The organism is Pseudoalteromonas sp. SR41-1 (assembly GCF_014164015.1).
In the GTDB taxonomy this organism is placed as follows: domain Bacteria; phylum Pseudomonadota; class Gammaproteobacteria; order Enterobacterales; family Alteromonadaceae; genus Pseudoalteromonas; species Pseudoalteromonas distincta.
This window is the reverse complement of the sequence record NZ_JACJEK010000006.1, coordinates 1-19,225: the sequence shown is the minus strand read 5'-3', so window position 1 is coordinate 19,225 and position 19,225 is coordinate 1. Positions and strand designations below refer to the sequence as shown.

Here is a 19,225-nt window from a genome sequence, read left to right as displayed (position 1 = left end):
AGCCTTTATCTAAAAAACAGTACGCGTACTATTTTCCCATCTTTAATTTGATAACTCGAAATAAGTTCTGAGCGTTTATCAACTACGTTTTCGTCAGTTGAACAAGTTTCTGAAAGTTCGTGATCAATCACTATATCACCGTGCACTATGCGCTTAATTGGTGATGAGTGAATACACTTTAACTTTTTAAACATTAGCCCATAACGTTCTATTAGTTTTTCTTTACCTTTAAATAATAGCTCATTAGGGAAAATATAAAACTCAACATCTTCGGCATATACACGAAGAAACTCTTCAATGTTACGTGCGTTATATGCTTTAACTAGCTGCTCTACCACAGCAAGTGATTCGCGCGATTGTTTAGCTTTAGTTTGCTGCTTAACTGTAAGTGCTTCTTTTGCTTGCGTTACTGCTTTTTCAGCTTCGGCTACAGCCACTGCTTTTTCTATTTTATTTTTAGGCTTTTCAGCAGGTTTAATTTGCTCGTTACCTAATACTTTTGAATCGTCTGGTTTAGTCGCATCAATTGTTGGCTTTTTAAGCTCTGGCGCTTTGTATTCAAGCGTATTTACTTTGTCGTCAGTGTTGGTTTGAGTTACTGATTGCTCATTTTCAACTTTTGGCTTTTCAACGCTTGTTTGAGCTTCAACTTGCGGCTCTTTTTGCTCAGGCTCGCTTTGCTCTGCGGCATAAGTAATTAGCGCAACGGTAGTGACTAATGAGGCTAAAATAATAGATAACGGTTTCATAACTTTCCTAAAATGAACACTAAATACGTGTAATACCAATTACATTAAATAGGCGATCTATTATAGCGTTAAAAAATAGCGCAATAACAACGCGAAAATTGTGACATATAGTTGTTCTATATGAATAACCTTTAACGCAGTTAGTGAGTTATTTAATGCAATAGAATGATCATATTTTTGATAAAATTAGTATAAGGGTGCAACATAGCAAATTTTAACGTTATCGGGTAGTTAATACCACCACTGAAGCCTACCAGTACTGCTCTACCGTAATATTGCCGGGGTTTTTACGGCGGTTACGCGTAAAGTTTTTATCGAGAAGTAGCGCGGTTGTGTCTTTTACCATTTGTGGATTTCCGCAAATCATAAATTGTGCATTACTAGGCTCAGGGTTTAATTTTACATATTCAAACAAACGGTTGCTCTCAATTGCGTTAGTAATTCGCCCACTTAAGCCTTGTAATGGCTCCTCTCTACTTACAACCGGAATATAGTTAAGTTGTGCTGGGTACACTCTTAATAGCTCGTTAATAAGTGCCTGATAGCTTAAATCGTTATTAAAACGTACGCCATGCACTAAATTTATAGTTTTGTATTTTTTCCATACATCGGGCTGTTGTAAAATTGATAAAAAAGGCCCTATGGCAGTGCCAGTCCCCAACATCCAAAGCTGATCACTTTGTGGTATTTCATCAAGGGTAAAAAAGCCGGTTGCGTGTTGTTCTATTAATACGGTGTCGCCAGGTTGTAAGGTAGCTAAACGAGGAGAGAGCAAACCGTCAATTACGTTAATAAGATAAAATTCGAGATCGGGGTTTTCAGGGGCATTCACATATGAATAAGCCCGAGCAATACGTTTGTCGCCATCCATTATTGAAAGCTTTGTAAATTGGCCAGCTTTAAACGGCTCTACGTTTGCATTAACGGTTAAGCTAAAGAGTGTTTCGCTCCACCACGTGACATTTTTTACTGTTGCTTCAACCCAATTAGACATAGTTACCTCTTGGTTTAGCTATTAAAGTTTTAAATAATTCACTCCATCAACATTAGCATTAAGTGACAAAGACTTACAGGAGAATATGACTAGATTTAAAGCAGTGATGTGTGCAGTAATTACCAATAAAATAATGTGAATAATTAGCTCTGCGATAAGAGTCATTAATTGCATAAGAGAAAGCGATGCTGCAGTAACTAAGAAAAATAAAGTCAAAAAAACAGTGTTTTTTATTTTATCACTTACTTTAAAAGCGCTGCGTCTTATATCACCATTAGTGAACTATTTACTTGAAAAACTATTGCACTAGGAGAAGGCAAAGAGGAGTAAATGAGAAGAGCTAAGCCAGAAAACGAGTATTTTATCACCTACTTTAAAAGCGCTGCGTCTTATATCACCTTTAGTGAACTATTTACTTGAAAAACTATTGCACTAGGAGAAGCCAAAGAGGAGTCAATGAGAAGAGCTAAGCCAGAAAACGAGTGTTTTATCACTGACTCTAAAAGCGTAGCGCCTCTTAACCTCTTAGTGAATTATTTATTTAAGCCTTTATTAATTAATTTTATAGTTAAACTCAAATTCCACACATAAAAAAACGGCGCTAAATTTAGCACCGTTTTTATAAGCAATAAAAAAAGAGTTTACGCTTTTTTCTCTTCACAACTTGCTAGGTATTCGTCAAACGTACCTTGGAAGTCGATTACTTTTTTATCTTTAATATCAATGATACGTGTAGCTAATGACGAAACAAACTCACGGTCATGGCTTACAAAAATAAGCGTACCTTGGAAATCTTTTAACGCATTATTAAGCGCTTCAATGGCTTCCATATCCATGTGGTTAGTTGGTTCGTCCATAACAAGCACGTTAACGTCTTGCATCATTAACTTACCAAATAACAGGCGGTTTTTTTCACCACCAGAACAGTTACGCGCTTTTTTGTTTGAATCGTCAGCTGTAAACAACAAACGGCCTAACATGCCACGAACCATTAAATCGTTGTGCTTAGCTGTACGCCATTGCGACATCCAATCAAACAACGTTAAATCGTTATCAAAATCTTTAGTGCTGTCTTGCGGGCAATAACCAAAGCTCGCATTTTCAGACCATTTAATTTCGCCTTCATTACTTTTAAGCTCGTCTACTAAACAGCGTAAAAATGTAGTTTTACCCACACCATTTTCGCCAATTACAGCAAGCTTAGCGCCAGCTTCAAGTAAAAAGTCGCCGCCGCTAAATAACGTTTCGCCATCAAAACCATGGCCAAGCTTATTAACTTCAAGCGCCTGACGATACATTTTTTTACCTTCGTCAAACGAAAGCGATGGGCTCATACGGCTTGAAGATTTAACTTCATCAAGCTTAATTTTATCCATTTTTTTAGCGCGCGAACTTGCTTGCTTAGCTTTTGAAGCGTTAGCACCAAAACGGTTAACAAAGTCTTGTAGCTCGTCAATTTCAGCGCTCTTTTTAGCATTTTCAGCTAAAAGTTGCTCGCGTTGTAAGCCCGCAGCTTCTAAAAATTTCTCATAGTTACCAGGGTAAATACGCAGCTCACCGTAATCAATATCGGCCATGTGCGTACATACCGAGTTTAAAAAGTGACGGTCATGCGAAATAATAATCATCGTACATTTACGTTTGTTAAGCTCGTTAGCAAGCCACGTAATTGTATGAATATCCAAGTTATTGGTAGGCTCATCAAGTAGCAAAATGTCAGGGTTTGCAAATAACGCCTGTGCTAAAAGCACACGTAGTTTCCAACCTGGGGCAACGTTTGCCATTAAACCGTAATGAAATTCTTTATCGATACCCGCTTCAAGCAAAATCTCTTCAGCGCGGCTTTCTGCCGTGTAACCGTCCATTTCAGCAAATACACTTTCAAGATCGGCAACTTTCATACCGTCTTCTTCGCTCATTTCTGGTAACGAGTAAATACGTTCGCGCTCTTGCTTTACTTTCCAAAGCTCCACGTCGCCCATAATTACCGCGTCTACAACGCTGTATTGCTCAAAAGCAAACTGGTCTTGGCTTAGGTTACCTACTTTTAACCCTGGAGTAATAGATACATTACCCGCACTTGGAACAAGCGCACCGCTTAAAATTTTCATGAAAGTCGACTTGCCGCAGCCGTTAGCGCCAATTAAACCGTAACGGTTACCGTTACCAAATTTAGCTGAAATGTTTTCAAACAACGGCTCTGCGCCAAACTGCATCGTAATATTTGCGGTGGAGATCAAAAAAGGTAATCCTAGATTAGTACTGACAGGAGTACGCTGCAGCAAAACGCCACAAACAAGAACCAGACAATAGGGTAAATTAGCTGGCGAATTATACAGATCAGCCACAACGAATGAAAGATAAAAGGCAGCTAATTTATAACCAAGTAAAAATAACGGCAATTCTCGGTTTTAGGTCACTATTTTTAACGTATGTAGTGTTGAATGTACTTACAGCCACAATGTAAATAATTACTAATGCCAAGCAATATTAAAGAGGGGGCGCCAAATAGCTAAGTTATTAGCTATGTTTTAATGCATAGGTTGGTAAATTGACTTTATCGCCGCCTCGTTTTTGGTAATTAACTGATTAACAGTCGTCACGTCATCAAGTGTTAGCGACTCCTTGCTTAGCATAAAATGCACATTGTTAACGTTAATCGGTGTAATAGTTTTTACCTGCGAAATTGAGGAGTGTTTTTTTACAAAGTACTGCGCAACCACGGAGTCTTCAATAACATAGTCGATTCGTTTTTTATCTAACATGCTAAATCGATTATTTGCTTGAGCAGTAAGCACGACCTGTTTTGAATATTTGGTTTTGAGTTGTTCAAGCTCATCACCAAAAAAGCTTCCTCGGTTAATACCTGCTGTAAAATCTTGACTAAAAAGATCAGCTAAGCTGGTTACATCAGGCGAGTCTTTATGTTTATAAAGATGCATAACTTCTTCGCGGTAGGGCAAACTAAAGTGCGCATATTGTGCGCGTTTTTTTGTGTAACTTGCCGCGTAGGTTATATCTACTCGGCCATTTTTAAGCTCAGCTTGAACACGCGAAAAACTCGGAAAATAAGTCCATTTAATACAAAATTTTGAATCTTTAAAAATAGCGTTTACAGCATCCACTTCTGCGCCTAAAAATGTATCACCTTGCTTAACAAGGTAAGGCGGCCAATTAGTTTCGTTAGTGCCCATTACCAATGTTTTTGAACACGCAAGGGCATTAAAGTGAGTAAATAGCAGTGTAGTAAATGTTAAAAATAAAGTTTTCATTACACTCCTTAAATTAGTGTTCAAACAACGCTTTAAGTGCTGTTTTATTTTTGTTTATATATTCATTAATTACCGCAAGCTCAGTAACCGACACCGTTTGTTTGCTAAACATTAAATAAATATCGTCTTTATTTACATGCTCAATATTGGTTACTAATTTGATATTTGAGCCTTTTTTGCCAAAATAAGCCCCCACTAACTCGTCTTCAATAGCAAAATCAATACGTTGTTTATTAAGCATTTCAAAGCGTTTACTGGTTGCACTGGTGTATTCAATCTGCTTTTTATATTTAGTTTTATATTGCTCAAACTCCTCACCGTAATAGCTTCCAAAGTTAGCGCCAACAATAAAGCCTTGTTTAAAAATGTCTTCGAGGTTTTTAACACTATGCTGATTATTTTTGTTTTCGTATAAGCGCATAACCTCAGTTCGGTAGTTATCACTAAAGTGCACATATTTAGCGCGCTCGTCTGTATAACTTGCAGCCCACTCCAAATCAATACGGCCGTATTTAAGCTCAATAAAAGCCCGCTTAGAATTTGGCAGTAACTTAACTTCAAAACAAAAAGGGGAGTCAGCAAATATAATGTTAAGCGCATCAACCTCCAAGCCTTGCAGCTTACCGTTAATGCCCATTACATAAGGCGGCCAAAAAGCATCGTGCGATGCTACGCTAAAGGTTCTTTCACAAGCAAATACATTAAATGGAGCCGTAAACAGCAAACATAAAAATACGGTAATTAATTTATTCATTGCGCCTCATAGTTATTATTTTTGCTTATTATTACAACAGTATAAACCAGCTTTTGTATTTTAGCGGCGCGGGCTTGTGTAAAGATGTAAAAACCATCCGTAATTATGAGAATGCCCAGTATGCAGGTGTTTATAGAAAGGTGGTTGTATTTTATATTTTATACAGCGTGTGTCACTCAGCATCAGTGCTTAATAACAATGGCGTATTAATTTAAAAATTTCTACTTATTAAGCCTATATTTAATGCGCCTGTTCCTGTAGATTAAACAAATAATGAATGCAGTATTAACAGAGCCTTAGCTGTTAAACGATTAGCCAAGGAGCGGTGAGTCTCGTGTCAAACACCACACTTACTTATTACAACCAAAATGCCAAAGCTTTTAGCGACTCCACACTTAACGTTGATATGTCGGCGCTTTATGCTGAGTTTTTACCGCACGTTGCACAATATGGGCGTATTTTAGATGCCGGTTGTGGCAGTGCGCGCGATGCCACTTTTTTTAAAGCGCAGGGTTTTACTGTAAGTGCGTTTGATGCAAGCCCAGAGCTGGCAGAGTTGGCAAGCAGTTACTTACAACAACCTGTAGCGGTTAAAACATTCCAAGAGCTAAATTGTGTAAATCAATACGACGGTATTTGGTGCTGCGCTAGTTTATTACACGTTCCAAAAGCTGAGTTACCGCAGGTGTTTTTAAACCTACAAAATGCGCTTAAACCGAATGGCGTTTTGTATGTATCGTTTAAATATGGCGATACAGAGCGTGTGCATAACGGTCGTGAATTTACCGATTTAAACGAGCAATTATTAAGTGATTTAATCAATCAGCACACGCAATTGAGCATAATGAAGCATTGGCAAAGTGTTGATCAGCGCCCAGGGCGCGAAAGCGAAGTATGGTTAAATGCCTTGTTAACGCATAGCAAAGCGAAATTATAAGTGAATAGTTTTAGCGAACATCAGCACCTACAAAGTAATAACCAACAGCTTATTACGGGTGATAATGACCCGTTATTACCTAACCTTGTGCATGCCATAAACAATGCCACTGAGATTGAAATTACAGTTTCATTTATTCAGCCAAGTGGCTTAGCACTGTTGTTCGACCCACTAAGCGAAGCGTTACAAAGCGGCGCAACACTCAAACTACTTACCTCAGACTACCTTGATATTACTCACCCTAATGCGTTGAGAGAACTTATGGCATTAGTAGATCGTGGAGCCGATGTGCGTATTTACCAAACGCACAGTAATCAAAGTTTTCATATGAAGTCGTATATTTTTATAAAAACAAACGACCAAAAAGAGATTACTGATGGCTGTGCCTTTATTGGCTCAAGTAATATTAGTGCCAGCGCATTGACCAAAGGGCACGAGTGGAATTTTAGACATGATTATACACAGCCAAAAACAAGCCAAGCAGCAAAGCAGTTTTTAAGTATTCGCACAGCTTTTGAAAATATTTTTAATCACGAATTTGTTACCCATTTAAGCCATGAATGGATTAATAGCTACATTGCTAGGCGTAAACTACAGCAGTTTGTAGCGGTAAACCATACCGATACAGCTGAGCAAGTTATTGAAAAAAATGAAGCTAAAACACCAAGGCCAGCTCAAGTTGAAGCGCTAAATGCCCTAGCGCAAACCCGTACTGAGGGTTTCAAACGTGGCTTAGTGGTATTGGCAACAGGCATGGGTAAAACATGGTTAAGTGCATTTGATGTAAAACAATTCAAAGCAAAACGTGTTTTATTTGTAGCGCATCGAGAAGAAATACTTTTGCAAGCACAGCGAACATTTTCTGAATTACTTACTCTATCTACTGGGTTTTATAACGGTAAACAGCGAGAAAAAAACGCTGAGTGTTTATTTGCCTCTATTCAAACCATTGGCCGAAGTAACCATTTAAAGCAGTTTGCACCAACAGCATTTGATTACATTATTGTTGACGAATTTCATCATGCAAGTGCGCGCGTATATCGCCAGCTTTTAAACTACTTTGAACCCAAGTTTTTACTGGGTTTAACAGCTACACCAGAGCGTACCGACCAAGCTGATATTTTAGGGTTATGCGACAACAACCTAGTATTTGAGCGTAACTTAACGCAGGGGATAGACCAAAAAACGTTAGTGCCATTTCATTACTACGGTATTTGGGATGAAAACGTAAACTACCAAGCTATTCCGTGGCGTAATGGCCGATTTGATCCAACAGCACTTGAAAACAAATTTGCAACCCAAAAACGGGCAGACCACGCACTTTTACAGTGGCAGCAATACAAACAGCAGCGCACATTAGGTTTTTGTATATCTACTAAACATGCTGATTATATGGCGGCTGCATTTAATAACGCGGGTGTAAAAGCGCTATCTGTACATAGCCAGTCAAAAGTACGCCGTAATGATGCACTAAAACAATTAGAACAGCGTCAAGTTGAAGTATTATTTACCGTTGATTTGTTTAACGAGGGGACTGATTTACCAAGCATTGATACCATATTAATGCTGCGCCCAAGCGACTCTAAAATACTCTTTTTACAGCAATTAGGGCGGGGTTTACGAACTCTTGAAGGTAAAACACATTTAGTGGTGCTCGATTTTATTGGTAACCACCACAGCTTTTTAAATAAACCTTATGCGCTACTTCATGAAACCACGCCAACTGGTGTAGTTAAAAAGCTTAAAAAACCAAACCTTGCTGATGGCTGCTTTATAAATATTGACTTAAAAGTTACCAACTTTTGGCAGCAGCTAGCCAATATACAGCGCACCACAGCGTTAGAAGATATAACACAACTTGCCGAGCAACTAGGGCATTTACCTACATTAAGCGAGTTTTACTACCACTACGGCGATATAAAAAAGGTAAACAGCAACTACACTAGTTGGTTTGATCTAATTGCTAAAACACAAAATATTGATGACGAAGCACAGCAAAGTGCCAAGCAATTAGCACCGTTTTACGACTTTTTACATAAAGGCATACAAACAACCAGTATGACCAAATGCTTTAAAGCTATTTTGCTTGAAGCGTATGTTGCTTTGAATGGCTTTGCTAACCCCCCAACAGTTGCAGAACTTGCTGTAATGAGTGCAAAGGTACTCGCGCGCCATCCGAATTTAAAGCAACACGATTTACCTATTAAAGAACAGCAAGCAGCTGCAGATTCGCAAACATGGCAAAGCTACTGGCGTAAAAATCCAATTAAAGCCTACACCAATAAAAATAAAGACGGCACACAATGGTTTACCTTACAAAACAACACCGTAAAAGCCACGTTTGACGTACCTGCAGAAAAATGCGAATTACTAAACAGCGCCGTGTTAGAGCTGGTTGAATACACCTTAGCCAAATACAACCAGCGGCTAAAAGTAAAAACGCCAACCACGAAACAAAATACAGAGCAAGAAGCTGACAATGTAACTCAGTTAGTGTTTAAAGATCTTGCCGATACAGCAAACGCGCAAGATAACGCATTAAAACTGCCGTACTTCCCTAATATTAAAATTGCCTGCGGGCATTTTAAAACAGGGGATGAAAGCGATATGGAATTAATGGACGCACCTTTTGGTGCAGGCAAGCTTGATCCAAACGTACATTTTTTAGCCCGTGCATCGGGTAACTCTATGAACGGCGGTAAAGCCCCAATTTATGATGGCGACTTACTACTACTTGAGCTTATAACCTCTGATAAAGCCGGATCGCTACGCGGCCAAATTGTCGCGATAGAGCGAGATGATATAGGCGGAGATGGCCAGTATTTACTGCGAAAAATTAATAAATTACCCAATGGGCAATATGAGCTAATTGCTCAAAACCCCGATTACGAGGTAATGATTGCAGATGAAAGCATGCGAACATTCGCCCGCTTTAAACAAGTGGTTACGCTTTAACTTGTAGGAGCTGAGCTTGCTCGCGCGAAAAGCGAAGCTTTTAATATTGGTGAATTTGCGGAGTTCACGAATGCTGTTTTGGTATTTGGGTTTCGAGATTGATACCTCTATTCGAGGTTTTATCGCGTTGGCGATGGCAACCAAAGGGCGGCTGCCGCCGACCGCCCTTTGGAATCCCACGGCGCACCCGAAGATCACACTTTATCTTCAACTTACGTTAATGATGTGAACGTAACCAGCGTAGATAGGCCATCCATGGCCAAGCTACGCTTTGTACAGCATCCATGCTGTAAATTACTCATCATTAACTCAGTTTCAGGTGTGATCACGGGGAATTGGAGTATGTTGGTAGATTGGTGTTTATGAATACTGGCAGGCATTTTATTTATGCTTTTAGTTATATGAGACATATACAGGAAAATTATGTACGAAAATCTTTTTACTAATTGGATGCGCTGGGTTGATCGTGAACAAAGTGAGGGTATCCAATATCCGGGTATTTATATCTGTGCAATTACAGGTGAAGATTTATCTAGTAAAGATTTTTCATGGGTTACAAACATAGTATATGTAGGAATGACGAACTCTGTAAAAGGCTTAAAAGGAAGGCTAAAACAGTTTGATGACACAATAAAAGGCAAAAGTGGCCATGGTGGCGCGGATCGCATGCGATACAAATATCAAAATTATAATGAGTTAGTAAACAAGTTATATGTAGCTGTAGCACCATTTACATGTAATGTTAAATCAAACAGCCCTGAAGACTTACGAACTATGGGTCAAGTAGCAAAGTTCGAATATGATTGCTTTGCACGCTTTACAGAATCATTTGGTTATCTTCCTGAGTTTAATGATTACGCCAAATCGCCTAAATATAGTTTAACAATAGGGCGTAAAGGGTAGGTTGTGGAAGAATACACGAATTCTAATAGCTTTAAATATTAGGGAGATATTTAACCTTATGGCGGCAAATAACGACAAGGAGCGGATAGGGTCAAATCTTGACTTCACACATTAAGAGTCTTCAATATCTGCTCATGGCACGGTTCAGAATTTCGGCAAAGACTGAAAAGCGAACTATGGTAGTTCGAAACCTTTCAAGATATGCTACCTTTTAGAGTATCACTAATAAAGTGTTATATGTTTTGACATGGAAAAGGAGAATTTAATGGCTAGACATCGTGTTGGAAATTCATATTTATCAGATGAAGAGCTCTCTGAGCATCAATCAGAAAATTGGAAAGTATGGATATTTGTCATAGCTGCATTGTGTACTGGGTTTGTTGTAGCAAATATTACAGATGGAAAAATTGACCTAAAATTAATGAGATTTTCCATAATTATTGGCTCGGCTGTTTTAGTAGGTGTTATAGCTGCAAAATTAAGTGAAATTATTCGCTGGGCAGTGTATTTATCTATCGTGCTTGGAATAACATTTTTTGCAGGCTCACTTATTTGGTCGTCGCTGTGATACATATAGCAACCACTGAAGTCGGACTCCCGGAAAAGCGTGTCTGCCGCTTATTGAAGGGTTACTAAAGTCTGCTATCGGCACATAGCAGTTAAGGACGATCAAGCTTAAAATCCATCACCCAACCGCTAATTTTCCAGCTTCATTCCACATTTCACTTGGCATGGGGCTGGTTAATTCCCATGTTATATTCATAGGCTGGCTACCGTTGTGGCTTTGGTATTTTACCTCGCCGTAGTTTACAAACCCCATAGTTCGGCCGTTTTCATCTTTGCCTTGTTCGCGCACAAATAACAGGATGGTTTTGCCTGTTTGTTGGTGCTGAATATAACTAAGGCCGCGGCCGTGTTCTGGGCGGGCGCTGTTTTGCGTTTGCCAATGAAACAGAGTAGGGCTGATTGCGTAGTCGTGATACAGCGTGGTGGGCGAGTAGGTTTTTTCACACTTGTTGAGTGTTACAAATAACAGCTCGAGGTTTTGATTTTTAAATTCTAAAACACCTTCGCGGGCGGTGGATTTTTTATCAAACGAGTGCGCCCTAAATGCGGCCAGTATTTGCTGGCGCGTGTAGCGGCTGTGTAATTTTATTGCATGATTAGGTAAGCACGCTAAATCGCTTTCTTGCTGGTGAATGCGGTTTATTAATAGCGTAATTACTTGTGCAAGTTCTTGTTGTAGCGCTTTGTGTTTAAGCGCTTGTAAGCTTTGTTCAAGCGTTTTAAAACCTAAACTTGTGCCTGTGGTATCCCAAAAGTTGTAATGCGCCATAAGCGCGTACTGGTGGTTTTGCGCTGTTGGCGTAAAGCTAAAGTCGTTGTTACATAAATCACGTAAAAAGCATAAATAGCTAAGCGAGTTGCAGCCGAGTAACTGGGTGTTGATTGCGCGGTAACATGCGGCGTAAATGTCGGCTTGTTCTGCGGGTATTTCATCGCCTTTCAGCCAGTACCAGCCGCCGAGTCTACCGGCTTTAGGTTTGTAAATATCTTCAAGCGTGACTTGCGGGTTTATGCGTAAAAAATTACTTAGCGTTAGCGCGTCATTAGTGTGTTGCGAATAGCTATTTATAAGCTGCTGTAAACGGCGTTTAGAGTTTATAGCTTGCTGAATATTTTTTAATATTGTTTGTTGTGTGCGTTTTTGTAGCTCAATACGACAACCCAATGGTAAATGCGGGAAGTTGTTTTCAATCTCGGTTTTTATTGGCTGATTACTTTTACCAATGAGTGCGCGGAATTTACTGGCAAAGTCGTATTCTGGGCGAGCATTACCTACAAAATCGAGCACGGTACAGCATTGCTTTTGGCTGTTGTCGGGTAAACGCAAACCACGGCCTAGTTGCTGTAAAAACAGCGTTAAGCTCTCGGTTGGGCGTAAAAATAGTAAGGTATCGACCTCTGGAATATCGACACCTTCGTTAAAAATATCAACCACGCAAAGTATTTGTATTTCGCCTTGGCGAAGTGCTTGCTGTTTGGTCGCGCGCTCATTAGTGTTTTTACTGGTGAGTACATCGGCGTTTATGCCTGCTAAGTTAAATTTAGAGGCCATGAATTCAGCGTGTTTTTGGCTTACACAAAACGCGAGTGCTTTAATAGCGTGAACATTGGTTACGATATCAGCAAGGCTCGATATAATTTTGTTAGCGCGGCTGTTCTCACCTGTATAAAGGTTACTTAGTTCGCTTATATCGTAACGGCCGCCTCGCCATGTTATTTGGCTTAGGTCGGTGTCGTCATCCAAACCAAAGTATTGAAATGGGCATAAATGGCGTTGGTTTATAGCCTCAGGCAAGCGAATTTCAGCGGCTATTACTCCGCAAAAATCATCGAGTATATTTGCACCATCTTGTCGCTCTGGTGTAGCGGTTAAGCCAAGTAATATTGCGGGCGTAAAGTGGTTTAATATTGCGCGATAACTGGTAGCGCTTACGTGGTGTACTTCGTCTATTACTATGTAGTCGTAGTAATTGCTGGTTAAATTGAGCGATTCAATTTGGCTGTTTAATGTTTGGATTGACGCAAATAATTGGTTATAGCGTTGTGGTTTGTAGTTACCTACCCACAGCTCGCCAAAGTCGTTATTTTTAAGCACGCCACGGTAAGCGCTTTGCGCTTGTTTTAGTATTTCTTCACGGTGGGCTACAAACAAAAAGTGTGCGTTTGGGTTCTTATCGTAAACGGTTTTAAAGTCGAACGCCGATATTATTGTTTTGCCTGTGCCGGTTGCAGCAACCACTAAGTTTTTAAAACGATTATGTACGCTGCGCTCAGCACTTAGCTTTTCTAAAATAGCGAGCTGATGCGTTTTTGGTGTTATATCAAAATAAAACTGGCTGCTTGATTGCCCAACACCGCGTTGCTCGTTAAGTGAATTAATGAGCCTTTCCTTACACTCAACAGCGCCTGTAAATAGCTCGAAGTCTTTTGATTCCCAGTAGGTTTCAAACGTGCTTTTGGTCTTAGCTATGATGTGCGGGATTTCTTGTGCAGTAATTTTTAAGTTCCACTCAAGGCCGCTGGTAAGCGCCGAATGCGATAAGTTAGACGAGCCAATATAGCCTGTATGAAAACCCGTATTGCGCATAAATAAATATGACTTTGCGTGTAGGCGTTCTTGCTGATTGTTATAACTTAGCTTTACTTCGGTATTTGGTAGGTTTGCTAAAAACTCAACGGCTTTAGCATCCGTTGCGCCCATGTACGACGTAGTAATAACTTTGAGTTTATTACCGCTTTTAGTAAACGCTTCAAGCTCATTTTTAAAAATGCGCAGCCCCGTCCATTTTATAAATGAGACAAGCCAGTAAATAGTGTCGGACGATTTAATCTCGCGCTTTAGCTCGGTTTCGAGCGATATACCTGCATTAGCACCGCTAAATAACTCACTTTGCGTAAGGCCTGTGAGTGGGAATATATCGCTTGAGTAATCTTTAAGATTGGCCGCAATAGGGTTTTGGGTATTAAACAGTGCGGTAAGTATTCGGCCTTGGCTGTCGATAAGGTTTTCGTTAATTAGCTCGTCATCACGAATATGATCTTTAAGCCAAAGTACAAGGCTATTAGCTAGGCTAATTTGTTCTTGTAGGCGCTCGTTCGAGTTAGGAATGGCATCGATTGCATGCGTTACAAGTTTACTTAAAAAGCGTGAAAGCCATGTTGCGGCTTCGGCCGTTTCAAGCTGGCGTTCGCCCACATAAAATTGATCACGATTTAAGTTTTGCTTAATTACTTGCGTAATTAACTGCTCGTAAATACCAATTTGCTGCATTAAAACCACTCCCTGTTTGCGAGTAGTTAGTTTACTAAAAAGTGCATTGTAAACAAGTATTAACTCATTATTGAATTGAAGGCTGTTGCTTAGGCCGCTCCCCCGTGATCACACCCGAAATTTAATTAATGATGAGTAATAAGAGCGCATGGATGCGCGTTAAGCGATGCTTACACAAGGACGTGTTTCATCGCGTTTACGTTCATATCATTATTTAAATTGAGAAAATAATCTGATCCTCGGGGCGCCGAGAGATTCCAAAGAGAAGTCGGCGGTTACTTCTCTTTGGTTGCCATCGCCAACGCGATATTTAAGACGTGTATTATTTTAGAAACGTAGATATGATTAAAATATAGAAAAATTAATTTAAGGGATTAAAGAATGGATTTGTCAGAAGCAGTAACGGAGATGCTAAACGACTTTAAAAAAAATACAGGGGTATTACTCCCCATCACAAAATTCTTATTAAGCAATTTATTTTTACTTAGTGTATTAGTTGTTGTCCCATTAAAAATAGCATTTTGGATATTTCAACTTGGTTACCTCTCAACATTCGGAATAACATACGAAACAATTCAAAGAAACGCAATTCAAGCACAACAATTGTGGGTTGATATGTTTACTGTTCTATCCCCTGTTTTGCTTTGGTTGATGGGTCTGGCCCTTTCATTATGTATTTTTGCTATTGTTTATCCTTTTATGATTAATTATTTTGCACTTAATAAGCTATTAAAACGCCAAAAAATAAATAATGCACCCTCGGAGAAGTCACCCCTGTCACTTAAAAGAAGATTTTGGAGAGCTTACTTTAATAGGGTTGAGCAAAGAGGCCGGTTATCATTTGGCATAGCTAAAACCTCTTATGCTTTTACAGTTATATTTTTATTAATTTTAGCTCTATTCACTTATGGGTCTATTTATCTTTATAATCATGCCTCTGATACCGCTAAAGAGAAAATTAGTGCATTTAAAGAAAAGGGAATCTGCATCGATGGAAGTGGGCAGTTAGGCTGTTATTCACTGAAAACTAAAACAAAAGTATATAAAGGGTTTTTAGTTGCGACATCTAATGAATCAATTTACTTGTTAAGCTCTACTATGGAGTTGCATGTTGTGCCTAAGGGGAATGTTTTTGTACTAAGTCGTAGTAGAGTGCAAATGAATAATTAAAAAGCAGAGATATATGATCTTCGCTTCAATATCATTAATTGAAATTGAGGACGCAGTGTGTTCCAAGGGACGGTTCGCGGTATCCGCTCCTTGGTTGCCATCGCCAACGCGATATAAGTAAATTATTTTAAAAGCTTCGCTTTTCGCGCGGGCAAGCTGAGCGCCTACAGCCAATTTTAAGGCCGCTGCTAAGACAACTTCCCCCTTCAACTTCACCTGCAAACACATAATTAATGAGTAATTACCTCGCATGGCGGAATTTTGTTCCCGACAAATTCCAAGTACCTAAATCCCTTTAGGCAATGCGAGGAAAGCGATGCTTGCACATGGATGTGCGTTCATCGCGTTTACGTTCATATTAATTTAGTGTTTAAAGATAAGTGAAATTGAGGGGCGCCGAGAGATTCCAAAGAGAAGTCGGCGGTTACTTCTCTTTGGTTGCCATCGCCAACGCGATATTTGTATATTAAATTACAAACTAAAAGCGCGAGGTAAACTCCCGCCTACGGCTTTTCGCGCGAGCAAGCTGAGCGCCTACAGGTGTTTTGTTGAGCTTTGTTTGTTGATTGAGGTAATGAGCTAGTTACTAATGAGTTAGTTACTGAAGACCAAAGCGCGAAGTAAATTCGCACCTACGGTTTTGTTGAGAGTGGTGTTTGTATTGATGTAGGTGAGGTTTTATACCTCGCGGGTGCTTTGTAAAAACTAAGACACAAGGTGAACTCCCACCCACAGCTTTAATTTTTACTTTTTGGATTAGTAATGTTGATGTGTTTTTTCACATTTATAGGTACACTCTTTTAATGTTTTAATTCAGGGAATGAATAATGATTAAATGGATTTTACTGGTATTTATTTGCGTATTTACAACTTTTCCTCAAGCTGGTGAGGCTTACACGCAAGCCCAATGCGATAGCATTAAAAAGCAGCGCGAAGCTATTCGCTCTCAATTTAGAAGTGGCTACAGTAATAAAGAAGGTGAGCGTTTAACTGCACGCGATAAAGCGCTATTTACTTTACTTGCTAATCACTGCAGTAAGCCTAAAAAGAGTGGTAGTGCTTATCAGGCTACTTCTTCTACCGCAACTCGTACGCCTAATAGCAATTGGTTACTCAATCAAAAAGTGTCAAACATGTCTTTGCACAGCGATAGCTATAAAGATGCCGCTAAGCTTGATGCTTGGTCGAAGTTTTATAAGTTGCCTAAACGTTGCCGCAAAAAAGGGATGGAGTCGGCCGACTTTGTATGGTGTAGCGAGTATCGGGGTCAGCAAAAAGAGTTGTTTGAAGCACAGTGGCAAGGGCGCCAATAAAGATGTTTAAAACAAAATTGCGCGTGGTGTTTGTATTTTTTGTGCTGCTAATTGCATCGGCGCTCATTGCTAATCATTTTACTGGGCGGGTATTTAATTATCACGATCCTATAGGCGAGGTTAAACGAATTTATAATAGTTTATCGTCGCAGGTAACTACTGAACCGTTAGCAACTAAACAGCTCAAAAATGTAAGCACGACAACTTTACAAAATGTATCAGTATCTGCCGATAATCATTTATCGCAAGCTAACAATACGCGCTGCGTGGATGTGTCGTTGGGTAAGGTTCAATATAAACGAAGTGGCGATATATTTACGTGGACAGACAGTGACGGTGTGCCGCATTTTAGTGATAAAAAACCGGACTTTGCAGTAGCAACTTACGATACTGGTTTTATTGAACCGTTAGATTACTTTGACCTCACTTTAAATACGCCTAATTTACCTTCGTCATTTAACCAAGAGTTACGCATAAAACTTAATACTGTATTTAAAGTATATGGACAGATTATTGGCGTACATGCACTTAAAAAGGTAAAGCTTAATTTAACGGTATTGCCTACGCGCCGCGCTTATGAGGTCGCAATTAAGCAACGCGGTGGTGACCCTACAAACACTGCGGGTATGTATTTTCACGCGAGTAATTCTGCTTTTATTCATTATGATAATGCACACAGTGCAATGCGAACTGCGGTACATGAGGCAGTGCACGCCATTAATAAAGCGGTCTTAGGCTACACCCCTAGATGGTTTAATGAGGGGTTTGCTGAATATTTTGCGCTTACTAAAAATAATATGCAAACGGCTATTGTTGAGCCGAATAGTTCATGGACGAAAAATAACAATATTACTAAAAGTGTATTTTTAATTGATTCGTTAGTGGGTTTAGATGACTCGTGGAAAGGAGGTGATACCAGTAAGCTGTACGCAAGCAGTTGGGCTGCAATTTACTTTTTAATGGATACTCAAGCAGGGCGATCGTTACTTAAGAATATAATGCTTGCTGAGCAAGAGTTTCTCTGTAATAAGCTATCTGAAAAGCAATTAAAAACGATGATGTATAAGCAATTTCCTAATCTTAATCGTGAATATTCCCAGCGGTTAAAAAAGCCTTTAAAAGCGCATATATTTTAAATGAGGTAAAAGTTTAAAAGCTTCGCTTTTCGCGCGAGCAAGCTGAGCGCCTACAGGTGTTTAGCTTGGCTATTAAGCTCAAAATGTCATTAACTTCCCATAAGTAAATTATGTTTTACTTATGGGGTTGTGGTTTTATTTTACTCTCTATAAATAAAGTAAAGTTTACTTATAGGAGGTAAATATACGTTCAAACTTAAAAGTAAGTTATATTTGACTTTTGGGTGGGTTACCCTAAAATAAATTGTATAAGTAAACTATAGTTGACCTTTAATGAGTGAATTACCAGCAAAAAAAACACTTGGAAGAGTTGTTAAGCGCACTGAAATGCCTGATCTATCAAAGCCGTTTTCGTCGGTGCGACTCGCTAAAGCGATTACTTCAAAGCGAACAGGCATGAAGCTTACATTGGTTGATGTATCGCAAGCACTTAATATTTCAAAGCCTACGCTGATAAAAATAGAAAAAGGTGATGTGAATGTGCAGTTTTTTAATGTACTCAAAGTGATGGAATACTTGGGGTTGTCGTTTAGCCTTGTCAGTGATGACGAGTCGCACCACAATAACAAGGATGAGGTGAGCGATGAGCAGTGGTATTAAAAAAAATAGCTTAGATGTATTTATTGGGCATACGCAGAAGATAGGTGCGATAGCCCTTGATATAGGCTCTGAAAATGAAATTGCATTTACCTATGAGCCTGAGTGGATTAATAAGGGGTTTGCTATTTCACCACACTTACCGCTCAATGGTGATTTTGACTCACGTGATGTGCGTAATTATTTACAAAACTTATTACCCGAGGGCAAAGGTCTTGATGAGATTATAAGTAGTACTACTATCTCTAAAAATAATACGTTTGGTTTGATTAAAGTAATTGGCGAGGAAACGTCAGGCGCTTTGTCGTTTAGAGCAAGTAACAGTACTTTAAAGCAAACATCTTTTCGTGAAGTAACTAGGGTCTGTTGATCTTTGCGGATTAAAATTTGTCCAAACTAGGAGCTATTTAATCGCGAAGCGAGATTTGCAACCTAGTGGGCTAAGTAAAAACCGAGCAACAAAGAGTAAATAGCTCCTAGGAAGAACCCTTCGGGCTGAGGGATCCCCACTTTATCCAGCGGCCTCTTTTTCGTAATTCAAAATAAAGTTTTTTAAACTTTTTTCTATATAGCTTTGTGTAATACGTCTCTTACATAGCTTTATGAC

Annotated in this window: 15 protein-coding genes; 9 read left to right on the top strand and 6 right to left on the bottom strand. The window is 39.3% G+C overall.

The annotated features are described in order from the left end of the window. Nucleotides 1–5: 5 nt before the first annotated feature. The 5 genes from H5118_RS06330 to H5118_RS06310 all read right to left on the bottom strand — a co-directional run bounded on the left by H5118_RS06330 (nucleotide 6) and on the right by H5118_RS06310 (nucleotide 5,769). The gene (locus tag H5118_RS06330; RefSeq protein ID WP_002962106.1) at nucleotides 6–749 is read right to left on the bottom strand and encodes a nuclear transport factor 2 family protein; all 744 of its coding nucleotides are present in this window, start codon (nucleotides 747–749) and stop codon (nucleotides 6–8) included. 250 nt (nucleotides 750–999) lie between these two features. After that, nucleotides 1,000–1,743: a ferredoxin--NADP reductase gene (locus tag H5118_RS06325; protein WP_002962105.1), complete on the bottom strand. Its 744-nt coding sequence runs from the start codon at nucleotides 1,741–1,743 to the stop codon at nucleotides 1,000–1,002. Between the two features lie 641 nt (nucleotides 1,744–2,384). After that, the gene (locus tag H5118_RS06320; RefSeq protein WP_076914907.1) at nucleotides 2,385–3,983 is read right to left on the bottom strand and encodes an ABC-F family ATPase; all 1,599 of its coding nucleotides are present in this window, start codon (nucleotides 3,981–3,983) and stop codon (nucleotides 2,385–2,387) included. 291 nt (nucleotides 3,984–4,274) lie between these two features. Then, nucleotides 4,275–5,015, bottom strand: coding sequence for an ABC transporter substrate-binding protein (locus H5118_RS06315; RefSeq protein WP_182748206.1), 741 nt, complete (start codon nucleotides 5,013–5,015; stop codon nucleotides 4,275–4,277). A gap of 13 nt (nucleotides 5,016–5,028) precedes the next feature. Continuing rightward, complete coding sequence (locus tag H5118_RS06310) at nucleotides 5,029–5,769, bottom strand: ABC transporter substrate-binding protein (protein WP_154904178.1); 741 nt, start codon at nucleotides 5,767–5,769, stop codon at nucleotides 5,029–5,031. A gap of 334 nt (nucleotides 5,770–6,103) precedes the next feature. On the opposite strand from H5118_RS06310, the gene H5118_RS06305 reads away from it, so the two are divergent. The 4 genes from H5118_RS06305 (at nucleotide 6,104) to H5118_RS06290 (ending at nucleotide 11,132) form a co-directional block, all read left to right on the top strand. After that, nucleotides 6,104–6,706 (top strand): bifunctional 2-polyprenyl-6-hydroxyphenol methylase/3-demethylubiquinol 3-O-methyltransferase UbiG, encoded by a 603-nt coding sequence (locus H5118_RS06305; RefSeq protein WP_182748204.1) that lies wholly within the window; start codon nucleotides 6,104–6,106, stop codon nucleotides 6,704–6,706. Then, nucleotides 6,707–9,661, top strand: a complete 2,955-nt coding sequence (locus H5118_RS06300) for a DEAD/DEAH box helicase family protein (protein ID WP_182748202.1) — start codon at nucleotides 6,707–6,709, stop codon at nucleotides 9,659–9,661. Between the two features lie 423 nt (nucleotides 9,662–10,084). Continuing rightward, nucleotides 10,085–10,564 (top strand): hypothetical protein, encoded by a 480-nt coding sequence (locus tag H5118_RS06295; protein ID WP_182736615.1) that lies wholly within the window; start codon nucleotides 10,085–10,087, stop codon nucleotides 10,562–10,564. Between the two features lie 265 nt (nucleotides 10,565–10,829). Then, on the top strand, nucleotides 10,830–11,132 hold the full coding sequence (locus tag H5118_RS06290) for a hypothetical protein (protein WP_182736617.1): 303 nt from the start codon (nucleotides 10,830–10,832) through the stop codon (nucleotides 11,130–11,132). Between the two features lie 117 nt (nucleotides 11,133–11,249). Here H5118_RS06290 and H5118_RS06285 read toward each other — a convergent pair whose 3' ends face one another. After that, entirely contained in the window at nucleotides 11,250–14,402 is a 3,153-nt protein-coding gene (locus tag H5118_RS06285) for a DUF3427 domain-containing protein (protein ID WP_182748200.1), read from the bottom strand. Nucleotides 14,403–14,783: 381 nt separating this feature from the next. Here H5118_RS06285 and H5118_RS06280 point away from each other — a divergent pair, with 381 nt between their 5' ends. From H5118_RS06280 to H5118_RS06260, 5 genes are all read left to right on the top strand, one after another. Continuing rightward, entirely contained in the window at nucleotides 14,784–15,572 is a 789-nt protein-coding gene (locus H5118_RS06280) for a hypothetical protein (protein WP_182748198.1), read from the top strand. A gap of 827 nt (nucleotides 15,573–16,399) precedes the next feature. Beyond that, on the top strand, nucleotides 16,400–16,885 hold the full coding sequence (locus tag H5118_RS06275) for a hypothetical protein (RefSeq protein ID WP_182748196.1): 486 nt from the start codon (nucleotides 16,400–16,402) through the stop codon (nucleotides 16,883–16,885). Nucleotides 16,886–16,887: 2 nt separating this feature from the next. Continuing rightward, on the top strand, nucleotides 16,888–18,021 hold the full coding sequence (locus H5118_RS06270) for a DUF1570 domain-containing protein (RefSeq protein WP_182748195.1): 1,134 nt from the start codon (nucleotides 16,888–16,890) through the stop codon (nucleotides 18,019–18,021). Between the two features lie 273 nt (nucleotides 18,022–18,294). Further along, on the top strand, nucleotides 18,295–18,621 hold the full coding sequence (locus tag H5118_RS06265) for a helix-turn-helix domain-containing protein (protein WP_029753647.1): 327 nt from the start codon (nucleotides 18,295–18,297) through the stop codon (nucleotides 18,619–18,621). Then, complete coding sequence (locus H5118_RS06260; protein WP_259396065.1) at nucleotides 18,605–18,988, top strand: HipA N-terminal domain-containing protein; 384 nt, start codon at nucleotides 18,605–18,607, stop codon at nucleotides 18,986–18,988. Before H5118_RS06265 ends, H5118_RS06260 begins: the two co-directional genes overlap by 17 nt. Nucleotides 18,989–19,225: the final 237 nt, after the last annotated feature.

Excerpts from the sequence above, each read along its gene's own strand:
- H5118_RS06295 (WP_182736615.1), top strand. The coding sequence starts at position 10,085 with ATGTACGAAAATCTTTTTACTAATTGGATGCGCTGGGTTGATCGTGAA.
- H5118_RS06290 (WP_182736617.1), top strand. The coding sequence starts at position 10,830 with ATGGCTAGACATCGTGTTGGAAATTCATATTTATCAGATGAAGAGCTC.
- H5118_RS06315 (WP_182748206.1), bottom strand. The coding sequence starts at position 5,015 with ATGAAAACTTTATTTTTAACATTTACTACACTGCTATTTACTCACTTT.
- H5118_RS06275 (WP_182748196.1), top strand. The coding sequence starts at position 16,400 with ATGATTAAATGGATTTTACTGGTATTTATTTGCGTATTTACAACTTTT.
- H5118_RS06265 (WP_029753647.1), top strand. The coding sequence starts at position 18,295 with ATGAGTGAATTACCAGCAAAAAAAACACTTGGAAGAGTTGTTAAGCGC.
- H5118_RS06325 (WP_002962105.1), bottom strand. The coding sequence starts at position 1,743 with ATGTCTAATTGGGTTGAAGCAACAGTAAAAAATGTCACGTGGTGGAGC.
- H5118_RS06310 (WP_154904178.1), bottom strand. The coding sequence starts at position 5,769 with ATGAATAAATTAATTACCGTATTTTTATGTTTGCTGTTTACGGCTCCA.
- H5118_RS06285 (WP_182748200.1), bottom strand. The coding sequence starts at position 14,402 with ATGCAGCAAATTGGTATTTACGAGCAGTTAATTACGCAAGTAATTAAG.
- H5118_RS06260 (WP_259396065.1), top strand. The coding sequence starts at position 18,605 with ATGAGCAGTGGTATTAAAAAAAATAGCTTAGATGTATTTATTGGGCAT.
- H5118_RS06280 (WP_182748198.1), top strand. The coding sequence starts at position 14,784 with ATGGATTTGTCAGAAGCAGTAACGGAGATGCTAAACGACTTTAAAAAA.
- H5118_RS06330 (WP_002962106.1), bottom strand. The coding sequence starts at position 749 with ATGAAACCGTTATCTATTATTTTAGCCTCATTAGTCACTACCGTTGCG.
- H5118_RS06270 (WP_182748195.1), top strand. The coding sequence starts at position 16,888 with ATGTTTAAAACAAAATTGCGCGTGGTGTTTGTATTTTTTGTGCTGCTA.